Origin of the sequence: Acidobacterium capsulatum ATCC 51196 (assembly GCF_000022565.1) — a bacterium.
GTDB classification, from domain to species: Bacteria; Acidobacteriota; Terriglobia; order Terriglobales; family Acidobacteriaceae; genus Acidobacterium; species Acidobacterium capsulatum.
Window position 1 is genome coordinate 1396504 of sequence record NC_012483.1, and the last position, 26965, is coordinate 1423468.

Consider the following 26965-nt stretch of genomic DNA (forward strand, 5'->3'; position numbering starts at 1 on the left):
GAGTATGCCAGAGCCAATGACAAATACGCAGAACGGACCGGCTGCTGAGACCGACCTGCGGCAAACGGAACACGATCCCAAAGGCGTACTGCCAAAGAATCTGAAGCCGTGGTTTTACCTTGGCATCGCGCTTCTGGTCATCGTCGCCGCAGTGTTCAGCAGCACCGGCAAGAAAGCGGCGACCCAAAAGACAAGTTCACAACAGGCGTCAATGCCCCTGCTTCAGGACAATACGGCGAACAATCAGAAGGAACTTAAAAGTGATGCCGTAGCGGCGGAGCAGAGCATGGAGCAGTCGAATGAGAGTATGGCGGATCCCGCACCAGAGACCATGACGCCCGCGCAGCAGGCCGCGGCCTCCGTCTATAGCCCCAATGGTGAACCAGCTCCATGCGCCCCGGGCCAACCGTGTGCCCAACAGGCAAGCGGCTATATGCAGGGGCAACTTTCTCCGGCTCAGCAGGAAGCCCAACAACTTGCCGCCAAAGATCGAGAGTTGTCTTATGAGTCCCGCTTCGCATCTAACCTTGTCTACACGAGAGCGCCGGTCAAGCCCTCCCATAACGCGTCTTCCCCAGCCTTGGCGAACGGAGCAGGCGTAACCGGCCCGCAGCAGGGCACCGCTTCTTCTCTGACAGTTCAGCGTCGGGCTGAGAGCGGTCGCATAGCACCACAATCTGCCCCCGATCCGGCTATAACTTCGTCCGCGCCCGGCGAGCAGGCGCGGACGGCTCGCCGCCCGGAAGTAGATATCGACTCGGCCGTCGGAAAACCCTATGTGATCTACGAGGGAACAACCTTGGACACGGTTCTCATGAATCGACTGAATGGGGATGCACCTGGTCCGGTGAAGGCGTTGGTGTCGAATCCCGTCTATTCGCACGATCGCCAGCATGTGCTGATTCCGGCTGGAACTGTTGTACTGGGTGAGGCAAGAGCAATCGGCTCCCCGGAGATCGGCCATCAGCGGCGCATGGCCCTGGTGTTTCATCGCATGATTATGCCCGACGGCTACTCCGTGGATCTCGATCAGTTTCTGGGACTGGGACAGTCCGGCGCAGTCGGCGTAAAGGGCAAGGTCAACAATCATTACCTCAAGATTTTCGGAACTTCGATTGCCCTCGGCGTCATCGCCGGCGCAGGGCAGATCGAAGAGGGCGGCGGTATCATCTCGACGAGCGGATCGCAGGCGTTTGCAACCGGGGCGTCGGCCAACATCTCCCAGTCGGCAACGTCCGTTCTCGACCGCTTTCTTGATATTCCGCCGACGATCACGGTTCGGGAAGGCCAGCGCATCAAGGTCTACTTCACGCAGGATCTGTTGTTGCCTGCATACAACAGACACAGGATTCCACAGGACTTCTGAAGGAGGACAGTACATGCACCGAACGGCAATGCGGTTCGCACTCGGACTCACTCTCGCTTTTGCCTTCACAGGATGCCAGAGTCATAAGGCAAAAGTGGCAGCCCTCCAGAAGCAGTACGACCAACTCGGGGCGCAATATCGGAAGGATTGCTTCTCAGAGGTAACTCAAATTTCGCCAAAGCCGAGCCGAAAGTGCATTGCCGAGAAGCGAACACTGGATGCTACCTGGAACCGGCTTCAGGTTGGACGCGCAAAGAAGTAACAACGGAGAAGACAAATGAAACGCTCAATCACCACCGCGGTTCTTGCGGCGGCACTCGGAGTGTTGCCCGCACACGCCCAGTTCGGGTCCGGCATCGTCTACGACCCCACCCAGTCCGCCCATGCAATCCAGCAGATTGCCCAGGCCAATAGGCTCTACACGACAACCATAGAGACCACGCGCAATGTAATTGCCGAGTATAACCTCGCCATGCGCCTGGCTTCGTTGCCTCAGAACCTCTACACCTCCTACAGCAACCTCGGGCGACAGCAATGGAGCAGACTGGTCCGTCCCGAGAATACGTATGGAAACTCGGCAGCCTGGATGAACGCGGCCTCCACAGGCTACGGCGCAACTGCGGCGACGCAATCAGCTAGCATCGCCGAACCAGGCAAAATCGCGGGATACAGCTCACTGAGCCCAGTGGGCAAGCAGATCATAGCTGCGCAAGGAGCCACCGTCGATCTTGATAACGCCGTGGATGCGAGCAGTCTCCAGACCATCGGGACAATCCGGGCTGAATCGGCACAGCGAGAGGCGGACATCGCCGCGCTCGAAGCCGCCTCACATTCTTCCAGTCCAGCCGAGCACACGGAAATGGCTACCCTGCAACGCATCAACCAGGCGCTCCTCATCCAGTTACGGACGCAGCAGGAGACCAACCAAATCCTTCAGGCAGAAGCCCTGCAGCAACTCGTCGGACAGAAAGTGCAACAGGACAACCTGAAATCGCTCTTTGTCACCGCGAACGACTATCAGCAGAATTTCAATTCCGTCACGCCCCAGGAAACGAGCGCCGGCACGGAGTGGGCATTCCATTACTGATGAAAGGGGCTCACCATGCATCTCCTCATTCTCATTAAGAACGGTTGCGACAACCTTACTGCAACAGCTTCTCCATCTGTAGATGCGGTTGGACTGCACATGGTGCTGGCGCTTGCCACCATCATGCTCGTCTGGTTCGGCGTTCAGGAGGCGCTGGCCTCAGCGCAGGGCGGAGCCGGTTTTAATGTCGGGCGATTCCTGAGCTTTTTCCTGTTGATTACCTTCGCTTACTGCTTCGTAAAGTTCTATGACAGCACAATTCCCGGCATCGGCTACTCCCTCAAGGGCTTCATCAGCGGCGGCACCAGCAGCCTGGTCGATTACATTGGGACCGATGCGACACAGCAGATTCAAAATACCATCCACGCTGCTCTCAATCAGGCAGGCACCCTGTCTCCGTCGCTGACCGAGCCTTACACGCTTCTCTGCACATGGACGGTTCAGATCATCCTGTCCATTCTTACCGCGCTCATCGGCGTCATCATCGCCTATGGAGCAATTGGAGCCACGGTCATTGGCTTGGTTGGCCCCGTGTTTATCCCTTGGATGGTATTCAACAAAACCGAATTCCTCTTCTGGGGATGGCTGAAGGCGTTCGTAGGCTTCGAGTTCTACAAAGTCGTGGCCGCAGCTACGCTCAGCGTGATGAGTCATCTGCTCATCGAGTACTTTACGAGTGGCCTGCATAGCTTTTCCGAGCCGCAACAACTCATTACACTGATGCCCGGCCTGCTCATTCTGTGCTTTGTCGCCGGGTTCATTCTTCTCAAGATTCCCACCATGACCGCTTCGCTATTCTCAGGCAACGTCGGTGGGCATGGGTTCGGTGCAGGCGGAATTCTCACCGCCGCGATTCTGCGGATGTTCTAACGCGCATGGAGAGGATGACAATGGCGACCACGGCAAAACCAACCCCGGAGATCACCCGCGCAGCCGAACGGTATCTGGAACAGTACGGCGATCCGCTGGTAATGAACACATACCTGAAGGTCGCCATTCTGGTACTGGCCGTCGTCAGCCTCGTCCTCGCCGGCCTGGTCTATCGCAGCCAGATGGCGCTTGCCCATATCCATCCGCTCGTCATCCGAATTGATAAGGCGGGCCGCGCACAAGCCATCGACTACCACGATTTCAAATATCGCCCCGAGGAAGCGGAGAATAAATACTACCTCGCGCGTTGGGCGGAGCTTTACTTCAGCCGCGACCGCTTCACCATCGAGCGGGACCAGACGAATGCCCTTTACTTCCTCGATGGCAATCTGCAACAAGCTGTGATCGATCAAGAGCAAAAGAGCAACACCATCGCCAACTACACCGAGGACACCTCGCGTCCGTTCGTGGACGTAAAGATCGAGAACGTGATCCTCGATAACCTGCAACGGCCTCCCTATTCCGCACGCATCCAGTTCGAAAGAGTGTTTACCGATCCGACCGATCAGTCGGTCGTCAAGCGGGAGCAGTGGACCGCCAGCGTGACCTATGTCTTCCGGGACAAGGTAAAGAACGAGGAACTAGCCGTGAACCCGCTAGGGTTGACCATCATCCACTTCCACGCCGGTCAAGCATTCGAGTAGTCGAGCGCACTTCTCAAGACGAGGCAGTCGTCATGTCCGAGCGCAGTTTCACAACACGGCCAGTCAGCCCTTTTCATCTTCGCTACGTCCGCCATGTCGATGGACGGCCATCCACTTCGGGTGTGAGATTCAGCCGGTCTTCTTTTGTGCGCGTGGCAAAAAGGCGGGTTCACCTTGTATCGCGGGGTCATGCGTTAGCTAGGAAACGACTAGGGATGCGATCCATGAAGCGCTCATCTCTTCTGGTTCTCCCTTACTCGTCCGGTCACACGCTTCGGGCCATATCCGGCGCCACATCACCCCGTCGCGCAAAGACCATGCGGCCGGGGACCCCGATTCTGCGGCACGTCGCCGCTCTGCTTTCCGGACTCCTCTCCCAAAGCAAGTTTGGGCCCCTGCTCCAGAAAGCGCGTCTTGGCACTTGGGAGCCGGGCTCCTCGCTAAGGCTTCGCCAAGGGGTGACCCGGCCAATCCGGGAATTCACTAACGGAGATTACACCATGTATCAGAACCGCATCACGCTCATCGGATTCCTCGGCAATGACGCCACCGCTATCACTTCCAAGAACGCGAGTTTCACCGTCCTCTCGCTTGCCACTAAAAGCACTTACAAAGACAAGAAGACCGGCGAATACAACGGCCACACCGAGTGGCACCGCTGCATCGTCTGGGGCAAGTTGGCCGATTACGCGAAGACCCTGAAGAAGGGCGCTCACCTAGCCATTGAAGGTGAGTTACGAAGCCGCGAGTCCACGAACAAGAAGACCGGCCAGACCAGCCGAGTCTGGGAAGTGCGGGTCTCGTCCATTCTGAAGCTCGACCGGGCCGAGAAGGCTGGCGTGGAAGAAGGGCCAGACGAAGACTTCAACCCTGAAGAGGACGCGGCCTGAACCGCTCCTCCTTCTCATCCCGGAAGCCCGGCATCACGCCGGGCTTCCAATGCTGGATCACCCGCTATGAGCTTTGAATTGCTGCGCCCATTTCTCCGTCCCATTGAGGATCTCTTGCTCGATCATGACGTGAGCGAAATCATGGGCAACCCCAATGGAAGCTGGTACGCCGAACGCGAGGGGGAGATGCAGGCTTTGCCGCATATCTGCTTCGATCCCGCGAGTCTGCGTACCGGTCTTGAAGTGATCGCCAACAACCTTGGCAAGCGGCTGGACGAAGACAACCCTGTCATCGAAGCCCGGCTTCCCGAAGGCAGCCGCCTGTGCGGTTACATCCCTCCGGCAGTACAACCCTGGCCGGGTCTCACCATTCGGAAGTTTACCGCCCGCCATTTCAGGATTGATGACCTGATCGTGCGCGGTACGCTTTCGCAGTCCCTCGCGTACTTCTTGATAGAGCAGATTCACACTGGCAAGACCCTGCTTATCAGCGGGGGAACGGGAACCGGGAAGACAACCCTGCTCAACGCACTCGCTTGGTACATCTCCGAGGACGAGCGAATTGTGACCATTGAGGATACCGCCGAGCTCTCGATTCCGAAGCCCAACATTGTCGGCTTTGAGTGCCAGAGCGATACCTTCAAGAGTCCGCTCTCGATGGAGCAACTCCTCAGAACAGCCTTGCGCTGCAGGCCGGACCGCATCATCGTCGGCGAGGTCCGGGGAACCGAGGCGCGAACCCTGCTCGATACTCTCAATACCGGGCATTCCGGCTCGCTCGCTACCATTCACGCCAACTCGGCAACCAGGGCACTCGCGCGGTTCGCGAATCTGGTTCTGCGTGGCAATCCGCAATTAAGCTATGCCGACATCGAAGCCGAAATTGGCGAGTCTGTGGATTTTGTCGTGCATGTCGAGCGTGAACTTGGGCGGAGGGTTATCCGCGAGGTGCTGCGGGTTTCAGGTTACGACCGCCGCGCAGAGCGCTTTGAGACAGAGTATGTTTTCCCCGCCAAAGGCCGGTCTGTACTGGAGGCGATCTCATGTTGAAAGACCTTCGCAAAGCCAATGGTCGCCGCCGTCCATCCGTTCGCCATGGTCAGGGCAAGCCGGCCACTAAAGCCGTCACTTCCGGTAAGAATTACGATTCGCTTCGCCGTGGCGAAGACATCCGAGCAGCGAAGGATTGGCTAGCTTGTGGCGCGCCAATCGCCGACGTATTGACCATGCTGGAAGTTCGGCATCGCTTTGATCTTTCTGCGTCAGATTGCCGCGCTTATGCTGTCGAGATTCTATGGGCTGCGCAGGGGTCATCCCAACCCAAAGCAGCTCACACAACCAACCCAAAGGAGTCACCTTATGCCGCTACTTGAAATTGCCGAAACCCGCCGTTATGTCTCCGCGATGATCCGCATCGAAGACACAACCGCGCGACGCATTGACCAGTACGCCGCCTTCATGAAGACCACCGCAGACGAAGTGGTAGATAAGGCTCTCTCCTACGTCTTCGCCAAGGACAAGGACTTCCAGGAGTTTCTTGACTCGCCCCAGTCGGCCCACGTTCGACAGAGCCTTCGAGTTCGTCAACCCAGTCAGAATGGCACGGCTTCCAATGGTGCCCATGGCTCTGCGAAGACACCCAAATCGTCCGAGGTTGCCCATGATTGACGTCCACGCAACGACTGATTCTGGTACAAGCAGTAGGTTCGGTGCTGCGCACCGGGTTTATTTCGACACTCCACCCCTAAAAGGGTTGCGTTTGGAACCGTTCCGGTTCCATTTGCAAACGTCGAAAAAACAAGAACTTAGCCAATTCGTGGTTCCATTTGGAACCGCGCCTCGCAGGTGAATCCATGGCGGAAACAGCGGGCATCGAAAACAACTTCACCCGGCTCACAGGGCGCGAGGCGCGGACACAGAGCATCGCGACGAGATTCACGATCACTGAAGAGCAAGCTCTTCTACGACGCGCCGAAGCCAGCGGCCGGAATCTTAGAGAGTGGGCGCGCGAGGTTCTGCTGCGCGAGGCGAATGCTGCAACCGTGGATTCTGGGATCGAATTGCTGCTGACTGAAATTGTCGGCCTCCAGCTTTTCCTGGCGCATGTCCTCAGCCCGATTGCTTGCGGAAAGGCCATCACGACGGATGAGTACGAGAACTTACTCAGCCAGGTGCGGGCCAGCAAACACAGCGTAGCCCATGAAGCGATGGCCAAGCACGCGAGACCGGAGAAGGAGGTGTAGCCATGCCGAAGACAGAATGGGGCCGCAAGGAATCCGTCATCTGGCCGTCGCGCCGGCCTATCTTTTCTATGGGATGGTTTGTTGTAACGCTGGCGCTGACGGGTGCGCTTCTCTGGCTCACATTCGCGCGGGCCTTCAACCCTTTCCAGCAGTTTTATCTCCCTGTTTATCTGAAGAGCGCCATTACGGAGAGCTTCCGTCCAGAAGGAAAGTACCGCGTCCTGCTCATGGCGGATAGCAAGAAGCGCATCTACTATGCGCGGGCGCAGGACGTGATGAGTGGATCCACGCCGCAGTCGAATGCCAAACCGCTGCCCCTGGCGCTCTCGAATTCCGCCCGAGCCGCGGGTATGGTCTATCTCTTTCGTAGCGCGCCCACGACGTACAACAGTCGCTCGTTGCACAACTGGCTGCGCCTTCAAGTTTACGGTGGACAGAGTCCTCTTCCGATTTTCAAGTGGCCGATCATTTCCGGCATTTTGGTATTCATCCTACCGCTCCCGTATTGGATAGGCCGTGATATCCAACGGCGCAAACAAATCAAATATGGTCGCAGACTTCGCGGGCCAATCCTTGTTTCTCCGCGCACCTTCAATCGTCTTGTGCGAGGCGACGGGGTTGGCTTCAACGTATCCTCCCGCGGGCAGCCGTTGCGCATCCCGCGCGCGGCGGAAGATCGCCATATCGAAATCATCGGCGATACCGGTTCAGGCAAGACGACCCTCATCATGCAGCTTCTCCGGCAAGTGCAGGAACGTGGTCATCCTGCCATCGTTTACGACCCGGCTTGCGAGTTCATTCAGCGTTTTTACAGTGAGAAGCGTCACGACATCGTACTGAATCCGCTGGACCGGCGCTGCCCCTATTGGGGGCCATCGGAGGAATTGGTGCGTCGCTCCGAGGCCCGGACTCTTGCTGCCTCACTCTTCCAACACCCCGACGAGCGGACCAAACATGAGTTCTTTATCGAAACGCCACAGAAGATATTCGCCAAGCTGTTGCTCGACCTGCCTACACCGCAACAGTTGATCGAGTGGATGTCCAACGAGGCGGAAATTGACAAGCGGGTGCAGGGAACCGAACTTGCTGCGATGATTCATCCGTCCGCCCCCCAGCAACGGTCTGGCGTTCTCGGTTCATTGAATTTGGTTGCTGACAGCTTCCGGCTCCTGCCGTCCAAGGATGAGGCGAAAAGGGAGTGGACGGCCCGTGAGTGGTCCAAGCACCGGCAGGGATGGATCTTCATTCCGTCGCAGGCGTCCGAGCGTGAGGCCCTTCGCCCCTTGCATAGCTTCTGGATCGATATGCTTGTGTTGCGCTTGTTGACTGCGCCCAGTCCGAACCAGCCACCTGTCTGGTTCGTGCTCGACGAGTTGGCGACGCTCCAGAAATTGCCTCAGCTTCATACTGCGATCACAGAAAACCGCAAGTCGGGCAATCCTCTGGTACTCGGATTTCAAGGCAAGGCGCAGCTTGAGGTGATTTACGGCCACCTTGCCGAGGTCATGCTTTCGCAGCCCGCTACGCGCATCTTTCTTAAGACTGGCGAGCCGGAAGCAGCCCAATGGGTGAGCCGCGCCATCGGGAATGTCGAGGTAGAGCGCGTGAAGGAAACCCGCTACCACGGTGGCGGCATGGGACAAAACTTCACCGTAGACCGACAGATCGAGCCGTTGGTGCTTGACTCCGAAATCAGCGGAATGGAGCCGATGCGTGCATACCTGAAACATGGAAACTACGTTGCGCGGTTCGGTTTTCATCCTGTCAAGATTCCAGACGACAAACCGAAATTCATTGAGCGCCTGCACAGTGATTACATCGTGCGTGATGCAAAGCCCGACGCTCAAAACGAGCCAGCGGGACAGTCGAACGGGAACCATTCGCGGGAACCTGTCTCGCCACCGGAGGTCGAAGAAAGCAACGGTGTTCAGAAAGGCGCAAGAAAATCCGGGACCGCGAACAAGCCGAAGGATGACCGGATAGATAAACAAACAGAACTGGATTTCACTTTGGGTCGGAAATTCTAAGCCGTGTTGACGATCTCAAAACCGCTTTCCGCAAGGCAGGCACAAAACTACCACAAGACGGAATTTGTCTCGAAAGAGCAGAACTACTGGTCGCAGCGTGGGGAGATTGCAGGTGAATGGCAGGGAAGAATGGCGGCTGATTTCGGTCTGGCGGGTGCGGTTGCCGCAGAAGATTTTGCGCGGCTCAGCCAGGGACAGAACCCACAGACGGGAGAACAGCTTGTCCGGCAGCGCGCCTCCTATACATATAAGGATGGCGATGGGATCACAATTAAGACGATGGAGCACCGAGCTGGGTGGGACGCGACATTCTCTGCTCCGAAGTCAGTCTCATTGACTGCGCTCGTCGGCGGCGATCATCGGGTACGTGAAGCGCATCGGGAGGCGGTGCGTACTGCGCTCGAACATCTGGAGTCCTACACCATGGCACGGATTGGCGGAAACCATCCCGCCGAGGCAACTGGCAGGTTCGTTGCCGCGAAATTTGAGCACGACACAGCGCGCCCTGTGGACGGGTATGCTGCGCCCCAGCTTCACACACATGCGGTCGTTTTTAATATGACCCGACGCGACACAGGAGAGTACCGCGCTTTGCAGCCTCAGGACCTCTTTGCCTCGCAGCAATTTGCCACGGCGATTTACCAATCGGAATTGACCTACAGGCTCCGTCAGCTTGGCTATGAGATCACCGCTGGGCGTAGCGGAGCACCGGAGATTCAGGGCTACACGCAGGATTATCTCGACGCATCGAGCCCACGCAGCCAGCAGATACGCGAGTATCTGGAGCGCACGGGCCGGAATGGCAATGAAGCAGCCGAAATCGCAGCTCATTCGACGCGGGATCGAAAGGAGATTCACTCACTCAAAGACGTGATGGCCGCTCACCGCAAGCTCGCCGCCCAGTACGGCAATCAGCCGGAGGCAGTCGTCAGGGCGGCTCAGGAACGGGTTCGACATCAGGAGCAGAGAACACCAGATTCCCATCAAAAGGTGCGCGAGGCTGTCAGCTTTGCCCGCGACCGCAATTTCGAGCGAGAGGCCGTGGTCGATGAACGCACCCTGGTTCGCGATGCTCTAAGGCGTGGCATGGGCGAAATCACCTATGCTCAGGTGCGGAGCAGTCTCGCTGCGCGGCTCGCCTCCGGCGAGTTCCGCGAGATCGATAACGCGCGCCATCTTCCCGGAAAACGGCTCACCACCGCCCGTGTGATTGAGGCGGAAGGGGATGTGATTCGCCGGATGCAGGAAGGCAAGAACCGGGTTGAACCGCTCATGGCGCAGCACGCGGCCGCAGCGGATAGCCAGCAACATTCCTTCCTCAACCGCGCACAGCGGACGACGATTCAGGAAGTCTTGAGTTCTCCGGATCGTATCCAGGGCATTCAGGGTTATGCCGGATCGGGGAAAACAACCGTGCTTTCCGCGCTGCGAGAGACTATTGAAGCGCAGGGTTACGAACTTCATGGTCTTGCTCCGACTTCCCGCGCGGCACGCCAACTAAACGAAGCTGGCATCCGGACTCAGACATTGCAAGGATTTCTCGCAGCCCGCCCCCCAAGCGCCGGAATTGACGGTGAAAGGTACTATTACTTCATTGACGAATCGAGCCTCGCCAGCACACGCCAGATGCGAGACTTCCTCTCACGCCTCAGTCCCGGTGACCGCGTGCTTCTGATCGGCGACACTCGACAGCACCAGAGTGTGGAAGCAGGCCGTTCCTTCGAGCAATTGCAGGAAGCAGGGATGAGAACGGTCAAACTGGATGAGATTATTCGCCAGAAAGACCCTGCCCTCAAATCCGCCGTGGAGATGCTGGCGCACGGCCAAGCCGCAAGTGCCATCATCGAGTTGAAAAGGCAGGGGCGAGTACAGGAGATTCCTGACCGCCAGGAACGCATCCAGACTGTCGCGCGATCCTACGTCGAGTTTCCAGATAGCACGCTTATCGTTTCCCCGGACAATGCCTCCAGGCGTGAACTGAATGCTGCGGTCAGAGTCGAACTGCGGGCCAACGGCGTTCTATCCGGAGAGGACCATCCGTTCCAAGTGCTAATTCAGCGTCAGGACATGACCGGCGCAGACCGCACGTGGGCCAGCCACTATGAACCGGGTGAGGTGATTCGCTACTCACGAGGAAGTAAGGCCGCTGGAATCGACGCCGGCTCCTATGCCGTGGTGGTGGCTGTCGATTCGACCAATAACCTGCTCACCGTTCAAAAAGAACAGGCTGAGTCCGTCACCTACGATCCCCGCCGTCTGACCGGCGTCAGTGTTTACCGGGAATCAACACTTGAATTTGCCGTAGGCGACAGGATTCAGTTCACCGCGCCGAATAAGAAGCTTGGCGTCGCCAACCGAGACATTGCCGTGATGGAATCGATTTCGCCAGATGGCCGGATGAACGCACGGCTCGACGACAGTCGCCAGATTGAGTTTAATGCCGCCGAGCATCGACACTTCGACCACGGTTACGCTGTCACCAGTCACAGCGCGCAAGGACTCACCGCAGAGCGAGTCCTGATCCACACCGACACGAGTGTCCATCCTGATCTCCTCAATGCACGATTCGCTTATGTCGCAGTCTCCCGCGCCAGCCACGAGGCGACGGTCTATACAAACCATGCAACACGGCTCGCACAGCAACTTGGAACAGAGGTCACCAAAACTGCCGCCCTCGAATTCAATCAAGTCGTGTCCGATGGGCAGGGGATAAGAATGCATTGATGGAGGAAATGTAAAATTGCGAAGACCACAATCAAAATAGAAGATCGGTAGCTACGCTAGTTGTTCCTGAAAAACCAGGAAAAGGTGCATAAAAACAGGAAAAGGCGGGCAAACAGGGGCATAGAATTTCCCCATAAGAAGCAGTCGTGAGGGGAGAAGCTGGGGAAAACGATGCGACCGAAGAGCGAGCCGAAGCAGGTGCAGCGAGAGTTGTTCCAGGTGGAGCTGGAGCAGATCATCGACATGAATCACGCCCTGGTGCGGCTGGGACAGAGCATCGAATGGGCAGAGTTTGAGGAGGCGCTGGGAGCGACGTATCACCCGACCCAGGGAGCCCCCGGCATTTCCACGCGCCTGATGGTGGCACTGCATTATCTGAAGTACCAGCACGATCTGAGCGATGAAGGGGTGCTGGCGCATTGGGTGGAGAATCCCTACTGGCAGCATTTCAGCGGAGGGCGGTACTTTCAGCATCGTCTGCCCATGGACGCGTCGAGCATGACGCGCTGGCGCAGTCGGCTGGGCGAGGCCGGAGCCGAACAGATGCTGCGCGCGACCATCACGGCGGGGATCAGGATGGGTGCGATTCGCAGCTCTGAGCTGAAGCGGATCAACGTGGATACGACGGTGCAGAGCAAGGCGATCCGTTATCCGACTGACGCGCGGTTGTATCACCGCTGCCGGGAGCGGCTGGTGAAGGCGGCGCGGCAGGAAGGAGTCAAGATCAAGCAGAGTTATCAGCATGTGGGCAGGAAGCTGTTGATGCAATCCAGCCGCTATGCCCATGCCCGGCAGATGCAGCGGGCGCGGGCCTGCACACGCAAGCTGCGTACCCAGTTAGGACGGGTGATACGCGAGATAGAACGGCAAGTGACAGAGCCTTCCGATACGTTATCGAAGTTGCTGGAAACGGCGCATCAGATCCACGCCCAGCAAAGGCATGACAAGAACAAGGTGTACAGCGTGCATGAGCCCGAGGTGGCCTGCATCGCCAAGGGCAAGGCGGGCAAGCCGTATGAGTTTGGCAACAAGGTCAGTGTGGCTTCCACCAGCCGGGGCGGATGGCTGGTAGGCGCAAAAAGCTTCACCGGCAATCCCTATGATGGTCACACGCTGGCCGCGCAGATGAAGCAGGTCAGGAGCATGATCGGCGAGCGGGTGCGCGAGGCGCATGTGGACATGGGCTATCGCGGTCACAACTACCAGGGCCGGATTACGGTGCATTTGGACAAGCGAAGAAGAGGCCGCACGCCGCGACCGCTGTGGCGCTGGATGAAACGCCGCGCCGCCATCGAGCCCAGCATCGGCCATCTGAAGAACGAACACCGACTGGACAGGAACCGCTTGAAGGGTGTTGCCGGTGATGCGATCAACGCCCTGCTCGCGGCCGCAGCAATGAACTTCCAGAAGCTCCTCGGAGTTTTTTGGCTCTATTTTCTGCGCGCTCTGCTGAACGTGCTGTCGCGATTGCGGCTCCTCACCGCGCCAACCAACCCGCCGATCTCATCCCTAACAACCTGAAATCCACTTTTCAGGATCGACTACGCTAACCATCTATTAGAAAGGCTTCTAATGTACCGGTTCCAATAATCCCCTATGAAGCTCCACATCGTGGGTTGCGCAATTCATATTCGCCGCTGGAATGATCCATCGGTATCGAAGTTCCGCTATTCGATAACGAAAGATCAATATCTGCTTTGGTATTGGAGAAACAGGTATCACACTAGTAGGTGAACTCAGACAGGGACCGTCTCTCCAGATACAGGCAACGCGGGTTTACCCCGGCATTAGGACTCACAGCCCTCTGCGATCAAAGACGCCTGAATATGCTGTATTGGAACGACTGGTGCGTTCCCCACGGTGTAACGTGCATTTCTGGTTCGCATTTTAGGAGGCTGAACTGCGGACCTACCTCCGCGGCCAGCATTGGCCCGTCATATCGCTGCACTTCGAGCCCACTGCACTTTTCAGGTCCATCTAGAGCAAACGTACCGATCACGGCATATCCGCCGACCGAAACCGTCTGTTCCAGAACCATTCGGTAGGCTGCACGGTCCGCGGCAGACGTAAGAAAATGGAAAACGGCTCGGTCGTGCCATACATCGTAGGTCTCCAGAGTGGGTGCAGCAGTAATGTCAGCGGCAATCCAGCGGATGTTGCCCGCCTTGGCTCCGAGGCGTTTTCGGTCACGCTCCAGTGCGGACTCAGAGATGTCCAGAACAGTGACTTCATAACCTCGATCCAGGAGCTTTTCAGCAAGAGTGGATGTCCCACCACCTACATCGATCACACGGCCATAAGAACATGCCTCCCCGATGAGTTTCATCGACATGAGTGGGTCGAGCAGGGTCCAGCTTAACTCCTGATCGCCTTTCGATCGATAGATGGAGTCCCAATGTCCTTTACGGTTCATTTTGAAATCACCTCCGCTTCGATGTATTTAAGGCCCGCCAGCATCATGGCTTGCAAAACTGCGAAACTATCTTCATCCCTGCCTTTGTCAAATGGATCGTCTTGATGATCCACAGCATTGGTCACGTGCGCAACGATTCCAACATCGACATGCTGGGTATTGGCGAAGGCGAAGAGAGACGCGGCTTGCATTTCAACCGCCAGGATGCCGGCCACCGCGTGGCGCGCAAGCTGCTCCATCGTTTCTCGGTACGGTGCGTCGGTCGTCCAAACTGCCCCTTGAACGACCGTCCGACCCAGGCGACCGAGTTCGTCCGCTAGTAAATTACCAATCGGAGTTGGGCAGGCGACCTGCTCGTCGGCCGGAAGATAGTGCAGGGATGTGCCCTCATCGCGCACAGCAGATGTCACGACAACAAAAGCAGGAAGTTGCAGAGACGGGGACACACGACCGGCCGAAGTAAGCCCTAAGATCAGCTGTACACCTGCGACACGCAACTGTTCGGCAACTAGTACCGCATAGGGACCTCCGATCGTCCGCGCAATAATGCCGCAACGAATTCCGTCCGTTTCTACTAAATACATCTTGGTGTGAAAACACGCCCATGGCTCGTAAGCTGTGGCCCTTCCATGGCTTACGAGCCAATCGGTCAAATCGCCATCAAAGTCGAGAATGCAAAGTGGCGGGACGTTCAACTCCGGCAGACCCTTCGTTGCACGGACTGCGCTCATCAGATCCTCTGGCCGAAATGCCGACGCGGAATCGAGGTCGTGCTCAAATAATGGGCATCGCTGCGATATCTTCATGAGATACCAATTTTAGCAAGGTGGGAAGCAAGGTGGCGTGAACCTTCAGATAGTTCGTTATTACGAACGACGGGGCTCCTTCAGCCAACATTTCGCACCCAGTCTGGGTATCGGATATATCGGCGGGACGCGGTCAAGAGGCTGAAATTTATCAAGCGGCCTCAGGAGCTTGGATTCTCAATGAGCAAAATCAAAGAGCATCTTGACTCTATACCTGGGTATAGGGCTTACGCTGCAAACAGGTTGAAAACATGGTTGTGCTCTTCGAACGCGGCATAACCACGTAAGGTGGCAGGGACTGAGCAAGCAATGCCTCAAACAAATCGAAGACACAATGTAAGTAAAAAACGAGGTGGCATCGTGACTCAATCAGAAGCTGTAGAACGTGCTGTCAAGCCGTGGAGCGATGAGCCGGCTGCAGACTCGGGCCTGCGGCGAGTGAGAGCCCATATTGGTGGCCTGCATTGCTCGCTATGCACCGGCACCATTGAGCAAGCTCTTGGCGGACGTAGTGGCGTGCATAAAGTGGCCGTCAGTCTCACTCATGAACAAGCGCTGGTGGAGTATGACCCGGCAAAAGTTCATGCCGAGGATTTGATGCGCACCCTGACAGATATCGGTTATACCCTTTCTGATCCCCGCAAAGTTGAGCCCTTTCTAGAGCAGGAGCGCGCGCTTACGCGGGAGCGAAACCGCTTTCTAACCGCACTGCTGTTCAGTCTCGGATCCATTGCTCTGATTGTTCGGCCGGAGAGTATCTGGGGGCTTGGTCTTGCGGCCTTTGTCACTGTCAGCCTGATTGCTTTTGGCTTCGCAGTTCTGCGGCAGTTGGGAGTCTGGCGAGCAATCGGCGGCGGCGTGGCGCTGGCGATTCCGGGCGGCCTTTTATTCGCTCTGCGCGAGCAAGGCAAACTAGGCGGCCTGGCGCCCTGGCTGGCATTGCTCTTCGCCATCGTCATGATATTCGGCCTGGGTGGGCATATTTTTCGCATGGCGGCGCAGGCCTTGCGACGTGGCATTCTCAATCAACATGTGCTGGTGCAACTGGGCGCATTTGCCGGATTGGCAGGTGGCATTATCGGCCTGGTGCTTCGTCGGCCTGATTATCCAACAGCGCCATTCTTTGCGGTTTCGGTCATGGTCCTGACCTACCACATTTTCTCCGAGTGGCTATCGCTGATCGTGAAGACGCGCAGCTCTCAGGCCGTGAAGAAACTGCTTGATTTGCAGCCCGAAACTGCTCATTTGCTGCGCGATACGGGAGAAGAAACCGTACCCGTGGAATTGGTACGGATTGGCGACCGTGTACGCATCCGCCCCGGCGAGCGCATACCTGTTGACGGCGACATCATGGAAGGACACTCGTGGGTGGACGAATCCCTTATCACGGGAGAACCGGTCCCCATCGAGAAGCAGTTTGGCGGCAAGGTGTCAGGCGGTTCCATCAACGGTTCCGGTACGCTCCTGGTACGGGTAACCGCAGTCGGCGAGCAGAGCTTCCTGCAAAAAGTTATTCGCAGTGTCGAAGATGCGCGTGCACTGAAGCCGGGGCTGCTGCATATTGTGGATCGTGTGCTTCGTGTCTATACGCCAACCGTACTCGGTATTGCAATGTTGGCCTTCATTGTCTGGACGATTGGGCCGGTACTGGCTGGTCACCACCTCAATCTGGAGCGTGCGGTATTTGCGGCGCTGTCGGTGCTGGTAATGGGGTACCCCTGTGCAGTAGGTATATCCGCGCCTTTATCGATTGTGCGCGGCGCGGGAGAGGCAGCCGAGCAGGGTGTGTTGATGCGAACCGGCGAAGCATTCCAGGCGCTGCGTCGAGTTACCACGGTGATCTTTGACAAGACCGGAACCCTGACAGTAGGTAAGCCAACCGTGCTCGAAATCGAGACTAACGGGATAGATGAAGAAGAACTCCTGGAGCTGGCGGCGGGCGCGGAGTCCTCTTCCGAACATCCGCTGGCACGGGCAATCGTCGACGCGGCCTATGATCGCCATCTTGCGATTCCAAAAATTGAGAATTTTCAGTCGATTGCCGGGCAGGGAGTCAAGGCGGGGCTCCTGGATTCGAATGGCAGCACCTACCGATTATTCGTTGGGAGTCCAACCTTCCTGCGAGAACAAGGAATTGAGATCCGGCTGATGAACGAGTCGATTGCACGGCTCGAGAGGCTTGGACGTACAGTGGTCGGCGTGGCTCGTGAGCAGCGAATCGTCGGTCTTCTTGCGCTGGACGATGCGTTGCGTCCGGACGCACGTGAGACGATAGACCGGCTCAAGAGTTCAGGAATTGGAATTGTTCTCTTAACCGGGGATAACAGCCGAGCAGCGAAGCATATTGCTCGGGAAGCAGGCATTGATGAGGTATATGCGGAAGTCTTACCCGGCGATAAAGCTGAAACTGTTCGCAGGATACAGAATGACAAGCGTACGCGAGTGGCAATGGTAGGGGATGGCATTAATGATGCCCCGGCTCTGATGCAGGCCGACGTGGGTATTGCCATGGGCAACGGCACGGATATTGCCATCGAAGCGGCTGATATCGTTCTGCTGAATACGCGCCTAACCGGCGTCCTTACGGCCTATGAGATCAGCCGCCACAGCTATCGAAAGATGCTGCAAAACATTACATTGGCTTTTCTATTCAATGGAATCGGCATACCGGTTGCGGCCACCGGCTTGATTTACCCGGTGTGGGCGATGGTAGCCATGGCAGCCAGTGTGACGACCATCTTTATCAATTCATTGCAGGGCCGTTCCGGACTATTCTTCGGCGCCATTTCCGGTGTCGGTCACGCTGACGCCGCGTGACTGTTCCTTACTCCAAACGCTGGGGAGTTTCCACAGCGGAAGGAGGTTTGCAGTGCTGAAATTAGCCAGTTATCTAATCAGCGACGAACCACAGCGGTGATGTGCACCTGGTGAATAGAGTGTCGTTCACGCTGTTTCTGCCCGGAAAGGAATTATGGTATGTCTGCTGTACTCCATGATGTAGCCGTTGGCCTCCAAACAGGCGGAATTTTCTTCTACAAAGCTCTTTGGTCGATTCTCTTTGGTGTCTGTGTCACGGCCATCATCGACGTCTTTGTGAATAAAGAAAAGATGGCCGGGATGCTCGGAGGACGTGGCCCAAAGACTGTCGGTATCGCGGCGGGTTTGGGCGCGGCAAGCTCGGCATGCACTTTCGGAGCAGTGAGCATATCGCAGGCGCTCTACAAGAAAGGTGCATCGACCGAAGCCACCTTAGCCTTTGCGCTCGCCTCAACCAACATCGTCTTCGAACTTGCCGTGCTGATCTATGTTTTGCTCGGAGGCGCGGTTCTGGCCGGAGAGTTGCTGAGTGGCCTCATGCTGATTGTCATCATGTACACACTCGTCCACCTTACCCTGCCCGTTAAGACATTCGAGCTGGCGCGACGCCGCCTGCAGGAACGTGATAAGGGTACGTCTTCTGCCATGCGGCGTCTTACCGACGTCGGCATCTGGCATCGAATCGCTGACCGATACTTTCGCACGCTCAACCGGATTGGCAAGAGCGTGGCTTTCGGTTTTTTCGCTGCTGGATTCATCGCGGCGTTGATGCCCGCCCGAGTCTGGACAGTATTATTTCTGGCTCCAAGGGGCTTCTTGGCGATACTCGAGAATGCAATGCTTGGGATTGGCGTCGGCATGCTGAGCATGATCGGTTCCATCGGCATTGTGCCTTTTGCTGCTGCGCTGGCTGTGGGTGGCGTGGGATTCCCAGGCGTGCTTGGTTGCATCGTCGCCGATCTGATCACGATTCCAGTGCTCAACGTTTGGCGCCGCTTTTTCGGTGCGCGTGCAACTGCTTATATTACGGTCATATTGTTCACTTCCATGGTCGGCTCAACCGTATTGATCACCTATATTTTCCGGCAGTTCGGCTGGCTGCCCACAGCGCTCAAGACAGGGCCGACCACCCACTTCCATTTTCATCTCAACTATACGTTGATGCTCAATGTGCTCTTTCTTGGTATCACCTTGGCGCTATGGACTGTTAAAAACTTTGGGGAAGCAAAGCAAAATGCACAGGCCTGACCTGCGGGACGAGGCAGTCTCGATATCAGATGTGGACCAAACTCACCAGAAATTTGGAGAGATAAGGCAGGAGTAACCATTTATCGAGGAGAGGAAAACACATCATGCTGCAATCAGTTTCATTCAAAGTCATCGGTGAACCACGCCTCCATTGTTCGAGCTGTGAACAGAGAATCGCACGTGTGCTATCGGGTCAGCCAGGAGTACGACAAGTTCGCGCGGATGCTTCGTCGCAGCAGATTGAAGTACTGTTTGATAACTCGACGACTGAAGAGAGCGCTGTTGCAGAGCGAATCCATTTGCTCGGCTACAGCGCCAAAATCATGTCGTCCTGACAACACTCCCATAATATCGGCGGGGTTGACGAGGAGAATCAATTATGGATCACAATCTGAAAGATGCGATGCCTTCCGGCAGTTCATCATGGATGACTGCTGCGGTGGCGCTGATAACGCTTTTTATCCTGGGAGCGGGGGGCTACTTTCTCTATTTGTATGCAGGCACCATTCTTCAGCACGGGCCGTCGATGCCTGCCTGGCTGCTGCTTCTGTTGGCGCTGGTGGGCGGCGCCGCGTCCTTTTTTTCGCCGTGCAGTATTGCCATCACCCCTGCATTCCTGGCGTACCTCTCCGGAGGCTCCGCTTCGTCCAAGGAAACCGCAGAGCCTTCGCGTCGCTCACTGTTCACGACGGCGGGGCTGGTTGCACTCGGAATCATAGCCTTTTATGCAGTTGCGGGCGCACTTATTGGCGCTCTGGGCAACGTTGTGTACAACTATCTGATCTATTTCATTCCGGCCGTGGGTGCAGTCTTTTTGCTGCTCGGTGCTCTGATTTTGTCAAGACGCAGTGACGTTCTGGCGTTTGCGGAGCGATGCAATCCGGCGAACAGATTCTATGAGCGCCATGAAGCCGTCCGTCCCAGCACGCAAGTTCGCTCAAAGCGGACCTTGCTATCCTTTGGCCTTGCTTATGGCGCAGCCTCCCACACCTGCTCACTCCCAATTTTTCTCGGAATTATGCTAATTCCTCTGGTCGCCGGCAACTATTTGCTGGCAGCGCTCTCGGTTCTGTTCTACGGCTCAGCGATAGCGCTGCTCATCCTGGTAATGACGATTCTCGGTCGGAAGGCGTTTACGAGTCTGCGGCATATTGGTCCATGGCTGATGCGCGCGACGGCATTTCTATTCCTCGGAACAGGAATATTTTTGATTTACTATTTCACTCAAAATTTCGGTCCATATCGCGACTCCGGAACACTTGCGAAGACTGCGATAGCACGATCAGAACCGACGTTCCAGCTCACCGAAGGGGGAGGCGCGACTGGCTATCCATACATGCCGCGAACCATTGTCATACCCACTGATCAACCTGTTCGTCTCGCCATTACGGATCATATCGGGGGCTGCCTGCTGCAGACGATTTTTGAAGGGCTGGGCAGCGGAGGCCGTGATGTTCAAATCACCGTGCCCGTTGGAAAAACCGTCACGATATCACTTTATGCTCCGCACTCCGGCGTCTATCAGTATCACTGTGGGGGTAATATGTATTCCGGCACGATCATAGCGAAATAGGCGGACATGTTTATAAACAAATCTCCTGCCTCCTCTCGGCTTGGCAGCAAACCGTAAAGCGGCTCAATGCAGTTGAACCGCTTCACAAGGCATTCACAGTAATTCCGGCTTCTCAGTTTACATCCTCCTCCTCGACATAAGAGCGCATAAGCTTTCCGCGTTTCAAGGCCCGCTCCTTGAGCATGACAAAGAAAATAGGCAACAGGATCAGGACATTGATGCTGGACGTAATCATGCCTCCCACAATAGGCGCGGCAATCGGTTTCATTACATCGGAGCCGATGCCTGTCTCCAGCAAGATGGGAGCGAGGCTGGCTAACACGGCAATGACCGTCATGAGGATCGGGCGTAGTCGCAACACCGCGCCTTCAATGGCAGCCGCTTCGAGGTCTTCCTTTGTCTGCGCCCGGCCCGATGCGACACGTTCGCTCAATGCTTCTCGCAGATAGACAACCATGACTACACCGGTTTCGACCGCGATACCAAAAAGAGCAATATAACCGACAGCCACAGCCACGCTGAAGTTGTAGTGTAAGAGCCATTGCAGCAACAACCCGCCGGTCAAAGCGTATGCAGTGGGAATCATGAGCATGAGCGCTTCCGCGACCGAGTGGAAAACAAGATAGAGCAGAACGAGGATGACAATAAAGACAATGGGCAAAATGAGCTTCAGCCGCTGATTCGCCTGTTCCTCAAACTTGTATTCCCCTGACCATTTATATGTATAGCCGGGTGGCAACTTGAGCTTTTCTTGAAGCAGGTGGTTGGCCTTGTTAACGAAACCTCCATAGTTAGTGGTATTCAAATCTACATAGATATAGCCGGTCAGCTCCCCGCCTTCGTCCCGGATCATAGCCGGTCCTTTGGAGTAGTAGATGCTGGCGACCTCTCCAAGCGGGATCTGCGCGCCGGACGGCGTGCCAATGAGAACATTCCGCATCGCTGACAGGTTATTGCGGAAACCGCGCTCGTAGCGCACATTGATGGGAAAGCGATCTCGTCCTTCGATGTTTTCGGCGATATCCTCGCCCCCTATGCCGGAAGCAACCGCAGTTTGAATAGCGGCTATCGTAACGCCATAGCGCGCGGCCTCTTCGCGATTGGGTTTTACATTTATATAGTAGCCTTGCGCTACTTTTTCCGCATATATCGATCTCACCTGCTTCATTCCAGAGAGCGCTTTTTGTATCCGCAAGGCAACATTCTGAATCCCGTCAAGACTTGGCCCCTGCACCTTTATACCTACAGGAGTCTTGATGCCGGTCAACTCCATATCCAGCCGGTTTGCAACCGGCATGGTCCATGTATTCGAGAGGCCGGGAAACTGAAGTTTTGCATCCATCTCTGCGATAAGTTTGTCGTAAGTCATGCCCGCGGGCCATTGTCTGCGCGGTTGCAGCATGATTGTGGTGTCGAACATATCGAGTGGAGCATTATCTGTCGCGCTATCGGATCGCCCCACCGTACCGAATACGCTACGCACCTCGGGAAAACTCCGAATGATACGGTCCTGCTCCTGCAGCAGCACCTTTGCCTGTCCAATCGAAATTCCAGGCAGAGCCGTTGGCATATAAAGAGCCGAGCCTTCATAGAGTGAAGGCATGAACTGGCTTCCGAGGCGAGAAGCAAGCGGCAGCGTCACAACTAGAAAGATGAGGTTGAGCACGATAATCAGCCAGCGATGGCGCAGGCAGAAACGCAATATGGGCAGATAGATCGCCTGCGTGATTCTCGCAATAGGATTGGTATGTTCCGGACGCAGGCGTCCCCTGATTAACATCACCATCAGGACAGGAATGAGTGTGACAGCGAGAATTGAGGATGAGCCGACCGCGAGAGTTTTGGTCCAGGCCAATGGGCGAAACATGCGCCCGGACTGCGCCTGAAGTAGAAAGACCGGCAGGAACGACACTACGATAATCAGCAGCGAGAAGAAAAGCGCCGGGCCGACTTGTTTCGCAGCGTTGATGAGAATACGCCGACGCTCCGGTTCCTTGACAGGCTCCGAATTGTTCTCCTGCCGTTCGGAGAGATGGCGATAGCCATTCTCCACCATGACGATCGATGCATCGACCATGACACCTACAGCCAACGCAAGGCCGCCCAGCGACATGATGTTCGACGATACGCCGAGCAGATATAAAGGGATAAACGACACGATGACCGCAATGGGCAATGCAAGGATAGGAATGAGCGCGGAACGAAAGTGGAACAGAAAAATAATAATGACCAGGCTGACGATAATGGCTTCTTCGAGCAGGTCGCGCTGCAGCGTGTGGATAGAAGCATGTATCAATCCAGAACGATCATAGGCCGGCATGATCTCGACACCAGGAGGCAACGACGGCGCAATCTGGCGCAGCTTCGCCTTAACGCCGTTGATAACATTCAAAGCGTTCATACCCTGACGCATAATCACAATGCCGCCGACCGTCTCGCCCTCGCCATTCCACTCCGCTGCACCCTCGCGAATATCAGGGCCGAAGCTAACGGTACCCAGATCTTTCAGTAAAACTGGCGTTCCATCTTTGTTGCCGACGACGACTAATTTCAGATTATTCAGCGAGTGAAGGTAGCCAAGACCGCGAATGATGTATTGCGCCCCGCTCATATCGAGGACGCGACCGCCGACTTCGTTCGTACTCTGCTTCACCCGGTCGATGACCTTCGATAGTGGAATACCATAGGCCAACAATTTGTTCGGATCGAGTTGGACCTGATACTGCTTGACGTATCCACCAATGGTTGCGACCTCTGAAACTCCCGGCACAGTCTCCAGGGCGTAGCGCAGATTCCAGTCCTGCAATGTGCGCAGATCGGCGAGGCTATAACGATGCGTCTTATCGACCAGAGCATACTCGTAGACCCATCCGGCTCCGGTCGCATCAGGCCCGAGCACAGGATGCACGCTCGACGGCAATTGACTAGCAATCTCCTGCAGATATTCAAGTACGCGTGAACGTGCCCAGTAGAGGTTCGTGCCGTCCTTGAACACGATATAGACGTAGGAATCTCCGAACATGGACTGCGCGCGCACAGCCTTGACATGAGGCGCGGACAGCATAGCGGTGACAATGGGATAGGTCACCTGATCTTCGATCAGTCCGGGGGGTTCGCCCGGCCAGCTTGTGTGTACGATGACCTGAACGTCCGAGATATCAGGCAGCGCGTCGACCGGAACGTGTTGCAGCGACCAGATCCCGGCAAGAGTCAGCAGTAAAACTCCCGTAAACACCAGAAAGCGGTTGCGGGCACACACTTCAATGATTCGAGATAGCATTTACATGCCTCCCGTCGTTGTTAGGTTGAGCTGCTTTGTCGCAATCGTCTGACCGTTCTTTTGAGCAACTACAGTTACCTGCCATGTGCCGCCAGAGCCAAGGGAAGCCGTGCCTTCATAGAGCCCGTTGCCTTTGCCGGTCAGCGTGGCAGTTGTGTTCATGGACGCCATGCCCATGGCCGGCATTGCGGCCATGTAGAACTTCACGGTTACCTGCGCTCCCGATATCGCAGATCCTTTGGCGTCTGTAAGTCTTACATGGAGGGCATTCTGCCCCTTCTGGGGAGGATCAGGATTGGTCGTGAAATTGATGTTTCCCATCGCAGATGCATTTGCAGAAGTAGAGTTGTTCCCTGCGCTCGTGGGGGGCGGTAGAAACGAACCTGCCGCAGCCTGCAACTGACTTTCAGAATCAATGAGGAAATTAGCGGAGGTGACAATTCGCTGGTGTGGCTTCAACCCCTTAAGTACGGCATAGTAATTCCCGGCCTCCGGTCCCAAAGTCACCTGCTTTGGCTCAAGATAGCCGCTGCCCTTGTAAAGGAAAACCAGGGAGCGCGTTCCTGTCTGAAATACAGCGGAAGATGGCACTGCGAGTTGCCTGCCCAGCGGAGCTTTCAAGTCGCAATTTACATACATGCCGGGCTTGAGGATGATTCCGGGATTCTGCACAATGACGCGGACTGGCACAGTGCGCGTTGCCAGATTGACCTGGGGAAGAATTTGATCAATTCGGCCATAGAAGATTCGGCCCGGATAAGCATCGACAGTAATCTCTACCGGATCACCAGGCTTCAATCGTCCCGCATCGTCCTGAAATACCTGTGCATACACCCAGACTCGCGATAGGTCAGCTACGGTGTAAAGCCGGGTCGAGGGATCTATATACATGTTTGGCAGCGCGTTGTAATTTGTGACGTAGCCGGAAGCCGGCGAATCGATCGTCAGATTGGTGATGACCTTTCCGCTGCTTTTAAGTTGTTGGAGTTCTCTGTGCGGTATCTGCCACTGCCCCAGACGCTGCTCGGCAGCGGTGGTCAGCGAAGCGGCACCCGCGGCAACCCCATCCACAGTGCTCGCTCTCATGGCCCTCTGACCTTGCCTTGCGAGCAGATACTCCTGCTCGGTGGCCACAAGATCGGGACTGTAGACCGTAAACAACGGCTCACCCTTATGCACATATTGATAGACCGCATTCACGAATACCTTGCGAATGTATCCCGGGAAGCGCACTTGAACATACGAAATCAGGCGTTGGTCAATATCGACATTTCCAGTAGCACGCACGTCGTTGTCCAGGTTTCTGTATTCAACCTTGCCAACCTGTACGCCGATGCTCTGCATACGCTGGGGCGAGAGTTGAACGGGCGTCAAAGCCGATTGCGGCTTGGAAGGTAAAGTTGCGCCTGCCGATGATCCAGTCGTGTCAGACGTTGACGTTGACGTTGACGTAGCCGCTGGACCTGTCGTCGGGCCTTCTGCTACCGGTTGCACCTCCGTTGAGATGGGTAGGTTCGCCTTTCGATGGTTGGAGGTTTTATGTTTGAGGTATAAGAACAATCCGCTCAGCGCGATGATCAGTACGCCAAACCATACAAGTGAAGTGCGGACAACGTATTTATTCATCGCAGTGTCGCTCCCGTCAGGGTTTCCAGATGCGCAAGTACAGTCTCGTGGTCAGCCAATACCTGGGCTTCATCGAGCTTCATGTCCAGCACGTTGACGAAGTAGAGAAGCACGTGTGTCATGACATCGCGATTGCTGGCGTAAGAACTAAGAGTGGAACGGTAGGCGGCAATCGACTGCGGAATCAGCCCTTCCCGGTATTCCTTCAGAAGCTCCTCGTCGTTCGTCACCTTTACATAGCCTCGCTGCACCTGGGCAAGTTGTTCTTGCAGATGCGAGTCCAGCTCTTCCTTCGATTGCGCTAGCATTTCCGCAGCCTCGGCCACCTTGGCATGGAAGCGCCGTCTTCGATGGAAATGAATATTGAGCGTGAACATGTAATAGTCGGGATACTTTCTGTCATTCTGCTGCCACATGTATGCCAGACCAAAGTCCGGTTTACCGTCTCGTTTGGCCGAAGCCAATGCGGCATTCTTTTCCTTGATCGAACTGGCGTCCACCTGTATCTGTGGATTCTGCCGACGCACCAATTGCAATAACTCAGCGGAGGTCAGCAGCAGCGGATGCTCTTCCAAAGATTCAGCAATAATGTCCGGTGAGTCCTGATCCCGGTGCAGCAGGCCCTTCAGCTCTGCTTCGGCATCGCCTCTTTCCTCGTTGTTCAGGGTAATCTCCCGCAATATTTTTGTGCGCTCCACCTGTGCCTGCAAGACATCTGCCTGCGATCCCTGGCCAACTGCATAGTGAGCCGTCGCATCCTGAATCAACTGGTCGAGCACCTTCTCGTTCTCTCTCAAAATGACGAGGGTCTTCTGCAAATACGCCAGACGGATATAGTCCACTTTGACTGCGTCGGCGACGCTGTCCATCGTCGCATCGAGGTCCGCCTGCTTCACGTCAGCCGCTCGTTTGGCTACTTCGCCGCGTAACCGCAGTTTGCCCGGATACGGCAGTTCCTGCGATGCGCCAATGCCGATGTAAGCAAAATTGTTGGTGGTGTAGCCGGCGAACGGTCTGGGGCTGCCAACGCTCATGTTCTGGTAAGTGAAGGTTGGGTCGGGCAGCGTGCTGACCTGGCGTGGAACCTGTTCCGCAGCCCGCCACGCATCATTTGCGGTTTTTATCCCTGAATTGTTCCGTTTGGCCTCAGCCAGAAGGCTGGCCAACGGTGTAGGCGTGCTTGTCGCCGGCTTTTGCCCAAGCGCAGAAGCCGTTGTGGTGAGCACAAGGGTAATGGTCAACAAAGAGACCATGGTCATACACAAGCTCCAATCTCAAATCCAAAGCAAGT

22 protein-coding genes are annotated in these 26965 nt (G+C 56.0%); 17 read left to right on the plus strand and 5 right to left on the minus strand.

Annotated elements, in window-relative coordinates; all coding sequences use genetic code 11:
• Window positions 1-4: 4 nt before the first annotated feature.
• The 12 genes from ACP_RS05660 to ACP_RS05715 all read left to right on the plus strand — a co-directional run bounded on the left by ACP_RS05660 (window position 5) and on the right by ACP_RS05715 (window position 13432).
• The gene (locus ACP_RS05660; RefSeq protein ID WP_015896336.1) at window positions 5-1366 is read left to right on the plus strand and encodes a TraB/TrbI/VirB10 family type IV secretion system protein; all 1362 of its coding nucleotides are present in this window, start codon (window positions 5-7) and stop codon (window positions 1364-1366) included.
• A gap of 277 nt (window positions 1367-1643) precedes the next feature.
• Entirely contained in the window at window positions 1644-2453 is an 810-nt protein-coding gene (locus ACP_RS05670; RefSeq protein WP_015896337.1) for a hypothetical protein, read from the plus strand.
• Window positions 2454-2468: 15 nt separating this feature from the next.
• A complete protein-coding gene (locus ACP_RS05675; RefSeq protein WP_015896338.1) occupies window positions 2469-3323 on the plus strand; it encodes a type IV secretion system protein in 855 nt (284 codons plus the stop codon).
• A gap of 20 nt (window positions 3324-3343) precedes the next feature.
• Entirely contained in the window at window positions 3344-4027 is a 684-nt protein-coding gene (locus ACP_RS05680; RefSeq protein ID WP_015896339.1) for a VirB8/TrbF family protein, read from the plus strand.
• Window positions 4028-4527: 500 nt separating this feature from the next.
• Window positions 4528-4917 carry a single-stranded DNA-binding protein gene (locus tag ACP_RS05685; RefSeq protein ID WP_041839325.1) on the plus strand — a complete coding sequence of 130 codons (390 nt, stop codon included), beginning with the start codon at window positions 4528-4530 and terminating at the stop codon, window positions 4915-4917.
• Between the two features lie 66 nt (window positions 4918-4983).
• Window positions 4984-5967, plus strand: coding sequence for a TadA family conjugal transfer-associated ATPase (locus tag ACP_RS05690; protein ID WP_052294698.1), 984 nt, complete (start codon window positions 4984-4986; stop codon window positions 5965-5967).
• Entirely contained in the window at window positions 5961-6290 is a 330-nt protein-coding gene (locus ACP_RS18050) for a hypothetical protein (RefSeq protein ID WP_148215051.1), read from the plus strand. Before ACP_RS05690 ends, ACP_RS18050 begins: the two co-directional genes overlap by 7 nt.
• Window positions 6277-6585: a hypothetical protein gene (locus tag ACP_RS17225; RefSeq protein ID WP_015896342.1), complete on the plus strand. Its 309-nt coding sequence runs from the start codon at window positions 6277-6279 to the stop codon at window positions 6583-6585. The genes ACP_RS18050 and ACP_RS17225 overlap by 14 nt, the downstream gene beginning before the upstream one ends.
• 185 nt (window positions 6586-6770) lie before the next feature.
• Complete coding sequence (locus tag ACP_RS05700; protein ID WP_015896343.1) at window positions 6771-7160, plus strand: hypothetical protein; 390 nt, start codon at window positions 6771-6773, stop codon at window positions 7158-7160.
• Window positions 7161-7162: 2 nt separating this feature from the next.
• Complete coding sequence (locus tag ACP_RS05705) at window positions 7163-9187, plus strand: type IV secretion system DNA-binding domain-containing protein (RefSeq protein ID WP_015896344.1); 2025 nt, start codon at window positions 7163-7165, stop codon at window positions 9185-9187.
• 3 nt (window positions 9188-9190) lie between these two features.
• Window positions 9191-11911: a MobF family relaxase gene (gene mobF / locus ACP_RS05710; protein ID WP_041839326.1), complete on the plus strand. Its 2721-nt coding sequence runs from the start codon at window positions 9191-9193 to the stop codon at window positions 11909-11911.
• Between the two features lie 171 nt (window positions 11912-12082).
• Window positions 12083-13432: an IS5-like element ISAcp1 family transposase gene (locus ACP_RS05715; RefSeq protein WP_015896346.1), complete on the plus strand. Its 1350-nt coding sequence runs from the start codon at window positions 12083-12085 to the stop codon at window positions 13430-13432.
• 289 nt (window positions 13433-13721) lie between these two features.
• On the opposite strand, the gene ACP_RS05720 is transcribed toward ACP_RS05715, so the two are convergent.
• Together ACP_RS05720 and ACP_RS05725 are read right to left on the minus strand one after the other, a co-directional pair.
• Window positions 13722-14324, minus strand: a complete 603-nt coding sequence (locus ACP_RS05720) for a class I SAM-dependent methyltransferase (RefSeq protein ID WP_041839327.1) — start codon at window positions 14322-14324, stop codon at window positions 13722-13724.
• Window positions 14321-15055: a nucleoside phosphorylase gene (locus tag ACP_RS05725; RefSeq protein WP_169305931.1), complete on the minus strand. Its 735-nt coding sequence runs from the start codon at window positions 15053-15055 to the stop codon at window positions 14321-14323. Before ACP_RS05725 ends, ACP_RS05720 begins: the two co-directional genes overlap by 4 nt.
• A gap of 84 nt (window positions 15056-15139) precedes the next feature.
• On the opposite strand from ACP_RS05725, the gene ACP_RS18920 reads away from it, so the two are divergent.
• The 5 genes from ACP_RS18920 to ACP_RS05740 all read left to right on the plus strand — a co-directional run bounded on the left by ACP_RS18920 (window position 15140) and on the right by ACP_RS05740 (window position 20768).
• Window positions 15140-15409, plus strand: coding sequence for a MerR family transcriptional regulator (locus ACP_RS18920; RefSeq protein WP_353744938.1), 270 nt, complete (start codon window positions 15140-15142; stop codon window positions 15407-15409).
• Between the two features lie 30 nt (window positions 15410-15439).
• Window positions 15440-17947 carry a heavy metal translocating P-type ATPase gene (locus ACP_RS05730; RefSeq protein WP_015896349.1) on the plus strand — a complete coding sequence of 836 codons (2508 nt, stop codon included), beginning with the start codon at window positions 15440-15442 and terminating at the stop codon, window positions 17945-17947.
• 159 nt (window positions 17948-18106) lie between these two features.
• The gene (locus ACP_RS05735; RefSeq protein ID WP_015896350.1) at window positions 18107-19195 is read left to right on the plus strand and encodes a permease; all 1089 of its coding nucleotides are present in this window, start codon (window positions 18107-18109) and stop codon (window positions 19193-19195) included.
• 104 nt (window positions 19196-19299) lie between these two features.
• Window positions 19300-19530, plus strand: coding sequence for a heavy-metal-associated domain-containing protein (locus tag ACP_RS18800; protein ID WP_083770532.1), 231 nt, complete (start codon window positions 19300-19302; stop codon window positions 19528-19530).
• 44 nt (window positions 19531-19574) lie between these two features.
• A complete protein-coding gene (locus tag ACP_RS05740; protein WP_015896351.1) occupies window positions 19575-20768 on the plus strand; it encodes a cytochrome c biogenesis protein CcdA in 1194 nt (397 codons plus the stop codon).
• A 112-nt stretch (window positions 20769-20880) separates the two neighbouring features.
• Here the strand turns inward: ACP_RS05740 and ACP_RS05745 are convergent, their stop codons facing one another.
• Genes ACP_RS05745 through ACP_RS05755 form a run of 3 tightly spaced genes read right to left on the minus strand, consistent with a single transcriptional unit; the run spans window position 20881 to window position 26933 of the window.
• Window positions 20881-24048: an efflux RND transporter permease subunit gene (locus ACP_RS05745; protein WP_015896352.1), complete on the minus strand. Its 3168-nt coding sequence runs from the start codon at window positions 24046-24048 to the stop codon at window positions 20881-20883.
• Window positions 24049-25674: a FixH family protein gene (locus ACP_RS05750; protein ID WP_015896353.1), complete on the minus strand. Its 1626-nt coding sequence runs from the start codon at window positions 25672-25674 to the stop codon at window positions 24049-24051. It lies immediately after the preceding gene.
• On the minus strand, window positions 25671-26933 hold the full coding sequence (locus ACP_RS05755) for a TolC family protein (RefSeq protein WP_015896354.1): 1263 nt from the start codon (window positions 26931-26933) through the stop codon (window positions 25671-25673). The genes ACP_RS05750 and ACP_RS05755 overlap by 4 nt, the downstream gene beginning before the upstream one ends.
• Window positions 26934-26965: the final 32 nt, after the last annotated feature.

What these genes read in the sequence shown, in the direction of transcription:
- ACP_RS05660 (WP_015896336.1), top strand. Translation starts at nt 5, where the DNA reads ATGCCAGAGCCAATGACAAATACGCAGAACGGACCGGCTGCTGAGACC.
- ACP_RS05670 (WP_015896337.1), top strand. Translation starts at nt 1,644, where the DNA reads ATGAAACGCTCAATCACCACCGCGGTTCTTGCGGCGGCACTCGGAGTG.
- ACP_RS05675 (WP_015896338.1), top strand. Translation starts at nt 2,469, where the DNA reads ATGCATCTCCTCATTCTCATTAAGAACGGTTGCGACAACCTTACTGCA.
- ACP_RS05680 (WP_015896339.1), top strand. Translation starts at nt 3,344, where the DNA reads ATGGCGACCACGGCAAAACCAACCCCGGAGATCACCCGCGCAGCCGAA.
- ACP_RS05685 (WP_041839325.1), top strand. Translation starts at nt 4,528, where the DNA reads ATGTATCAGAACCGCATCACGCTCATCGGATTCCTCGGCAATGACGCC.
- ACP_RS05690 (WP_052294698.1), top strand. Translation starts at nt 4,984, where the DNA reads ATGAGCTTTGAATTGCTGCGCCCATTTCTCCGTCCCATTGAGGATCTC.
- ACP_RS18050 (WP_148215051.1), top strand. Translation starts at nt 5,961, where the DNA reads ATGTTGAAAGACCTTCGCAAAGCCAATGGTCGCCGCCGTCCATCCGTT.
- ACP_RS17225 (WP_015896342.1), top strand. Translation starts at nt 6,277, where the DNA reads ATGCCGCTACTTGAAATTGCCGAAACCCGCCGTTATGTCTCCGCGATG.
- ACP_RS05700 (WP_015896343.1), top strand. Translation starts at nt 6,771, where the DNA reads ATGGCGGAAACAGCGGGCATCGAAAACAACTTCACCCGGCTCACAGGG.
- ACP_RS05705 (WP_015896344.1), top strand. Translation starts at nt 7,163, where the DNA reads ATGCCGAAGACAGAATGGGGCCGCAAGGAATCCGTCATCTGGCCGTCG.
- ACP_RS05715 (WP_015896346.1), top strand. Translation starts at nt 12,083, where the DNA reads ATGCGACCGAAGAGCGAGCCGAAGCAGGTGCAGCGAGAGTTGTTCCAG.
- ACP_RS05720 (WP_041839327.1), bottom strand. Translation starts at nt 14,324, where the DNA reads ATGAACCGTAAAGGACATTGGGACTCCATCTATCGATCGAAAGGCGAT.
- ACP_RS05725 (WP_169305931.1), bottom strand. Translation starts at nt 15,055, where the DNA reads ATGAGCGCAGTCCGTGCAACGAAGGGTCTGCCGGAGTTGAACGTCCCG.
- ACP_RS05730 (WP_015896349.1), top strand. Translation starts at nt 15,440, where the DNA reads ATGCCTCAAACAAATCGAAGACACAATGTAAGTAAAAAACGAGGTGGC.
- ACP_RS05735 (WP_015896350.1), top strand. Translation starts at nt 18,107, where the DNA reads ATGTCTGCTGTACTCCATGATGTAGCCGTTGGCCTCCAAACAGGCGGA.
- ACP_RS18800 (WP_083770532.1), top strand. Translation starts at nt 19,300, where the DNA reads ATGCTGCAATCAGTTTCATTCAAAGTCATCGGTGAACCACGCCTCCAT.
- ACP_RS05740 (WP_015896351.1), top strand. Translation starts at nt 19,575, where the DNA reads ATGGATCACAATCTGAAAGATGCGATGCCTTCCGGCAGTTCATCATGG.
- ACP_RS05745 (WP_015896352.1), bottom strand. Translation starts at nt 24,048, where the DNA reads ATGCTATCTCGAATCATTGAAGTGTGTGCCCGCAACCGCTTTCTGGTG.
- ACP_RS05750 (WP_015896353.1), bottom strand. Translation starts at nt 25,674, where the DNA reads ATGAATAAATACGTTGTCCGCACTTCACTTGTATGGTTTGGCGTACTG.
- ACP_RS05755 (WP_015896354.1), bottom strand. Translation starts at nt 26,933, where the DNA reads ATGACCATGGTCTCTTTGTTGACCATTACCCTTGTGCTCACCACAACG.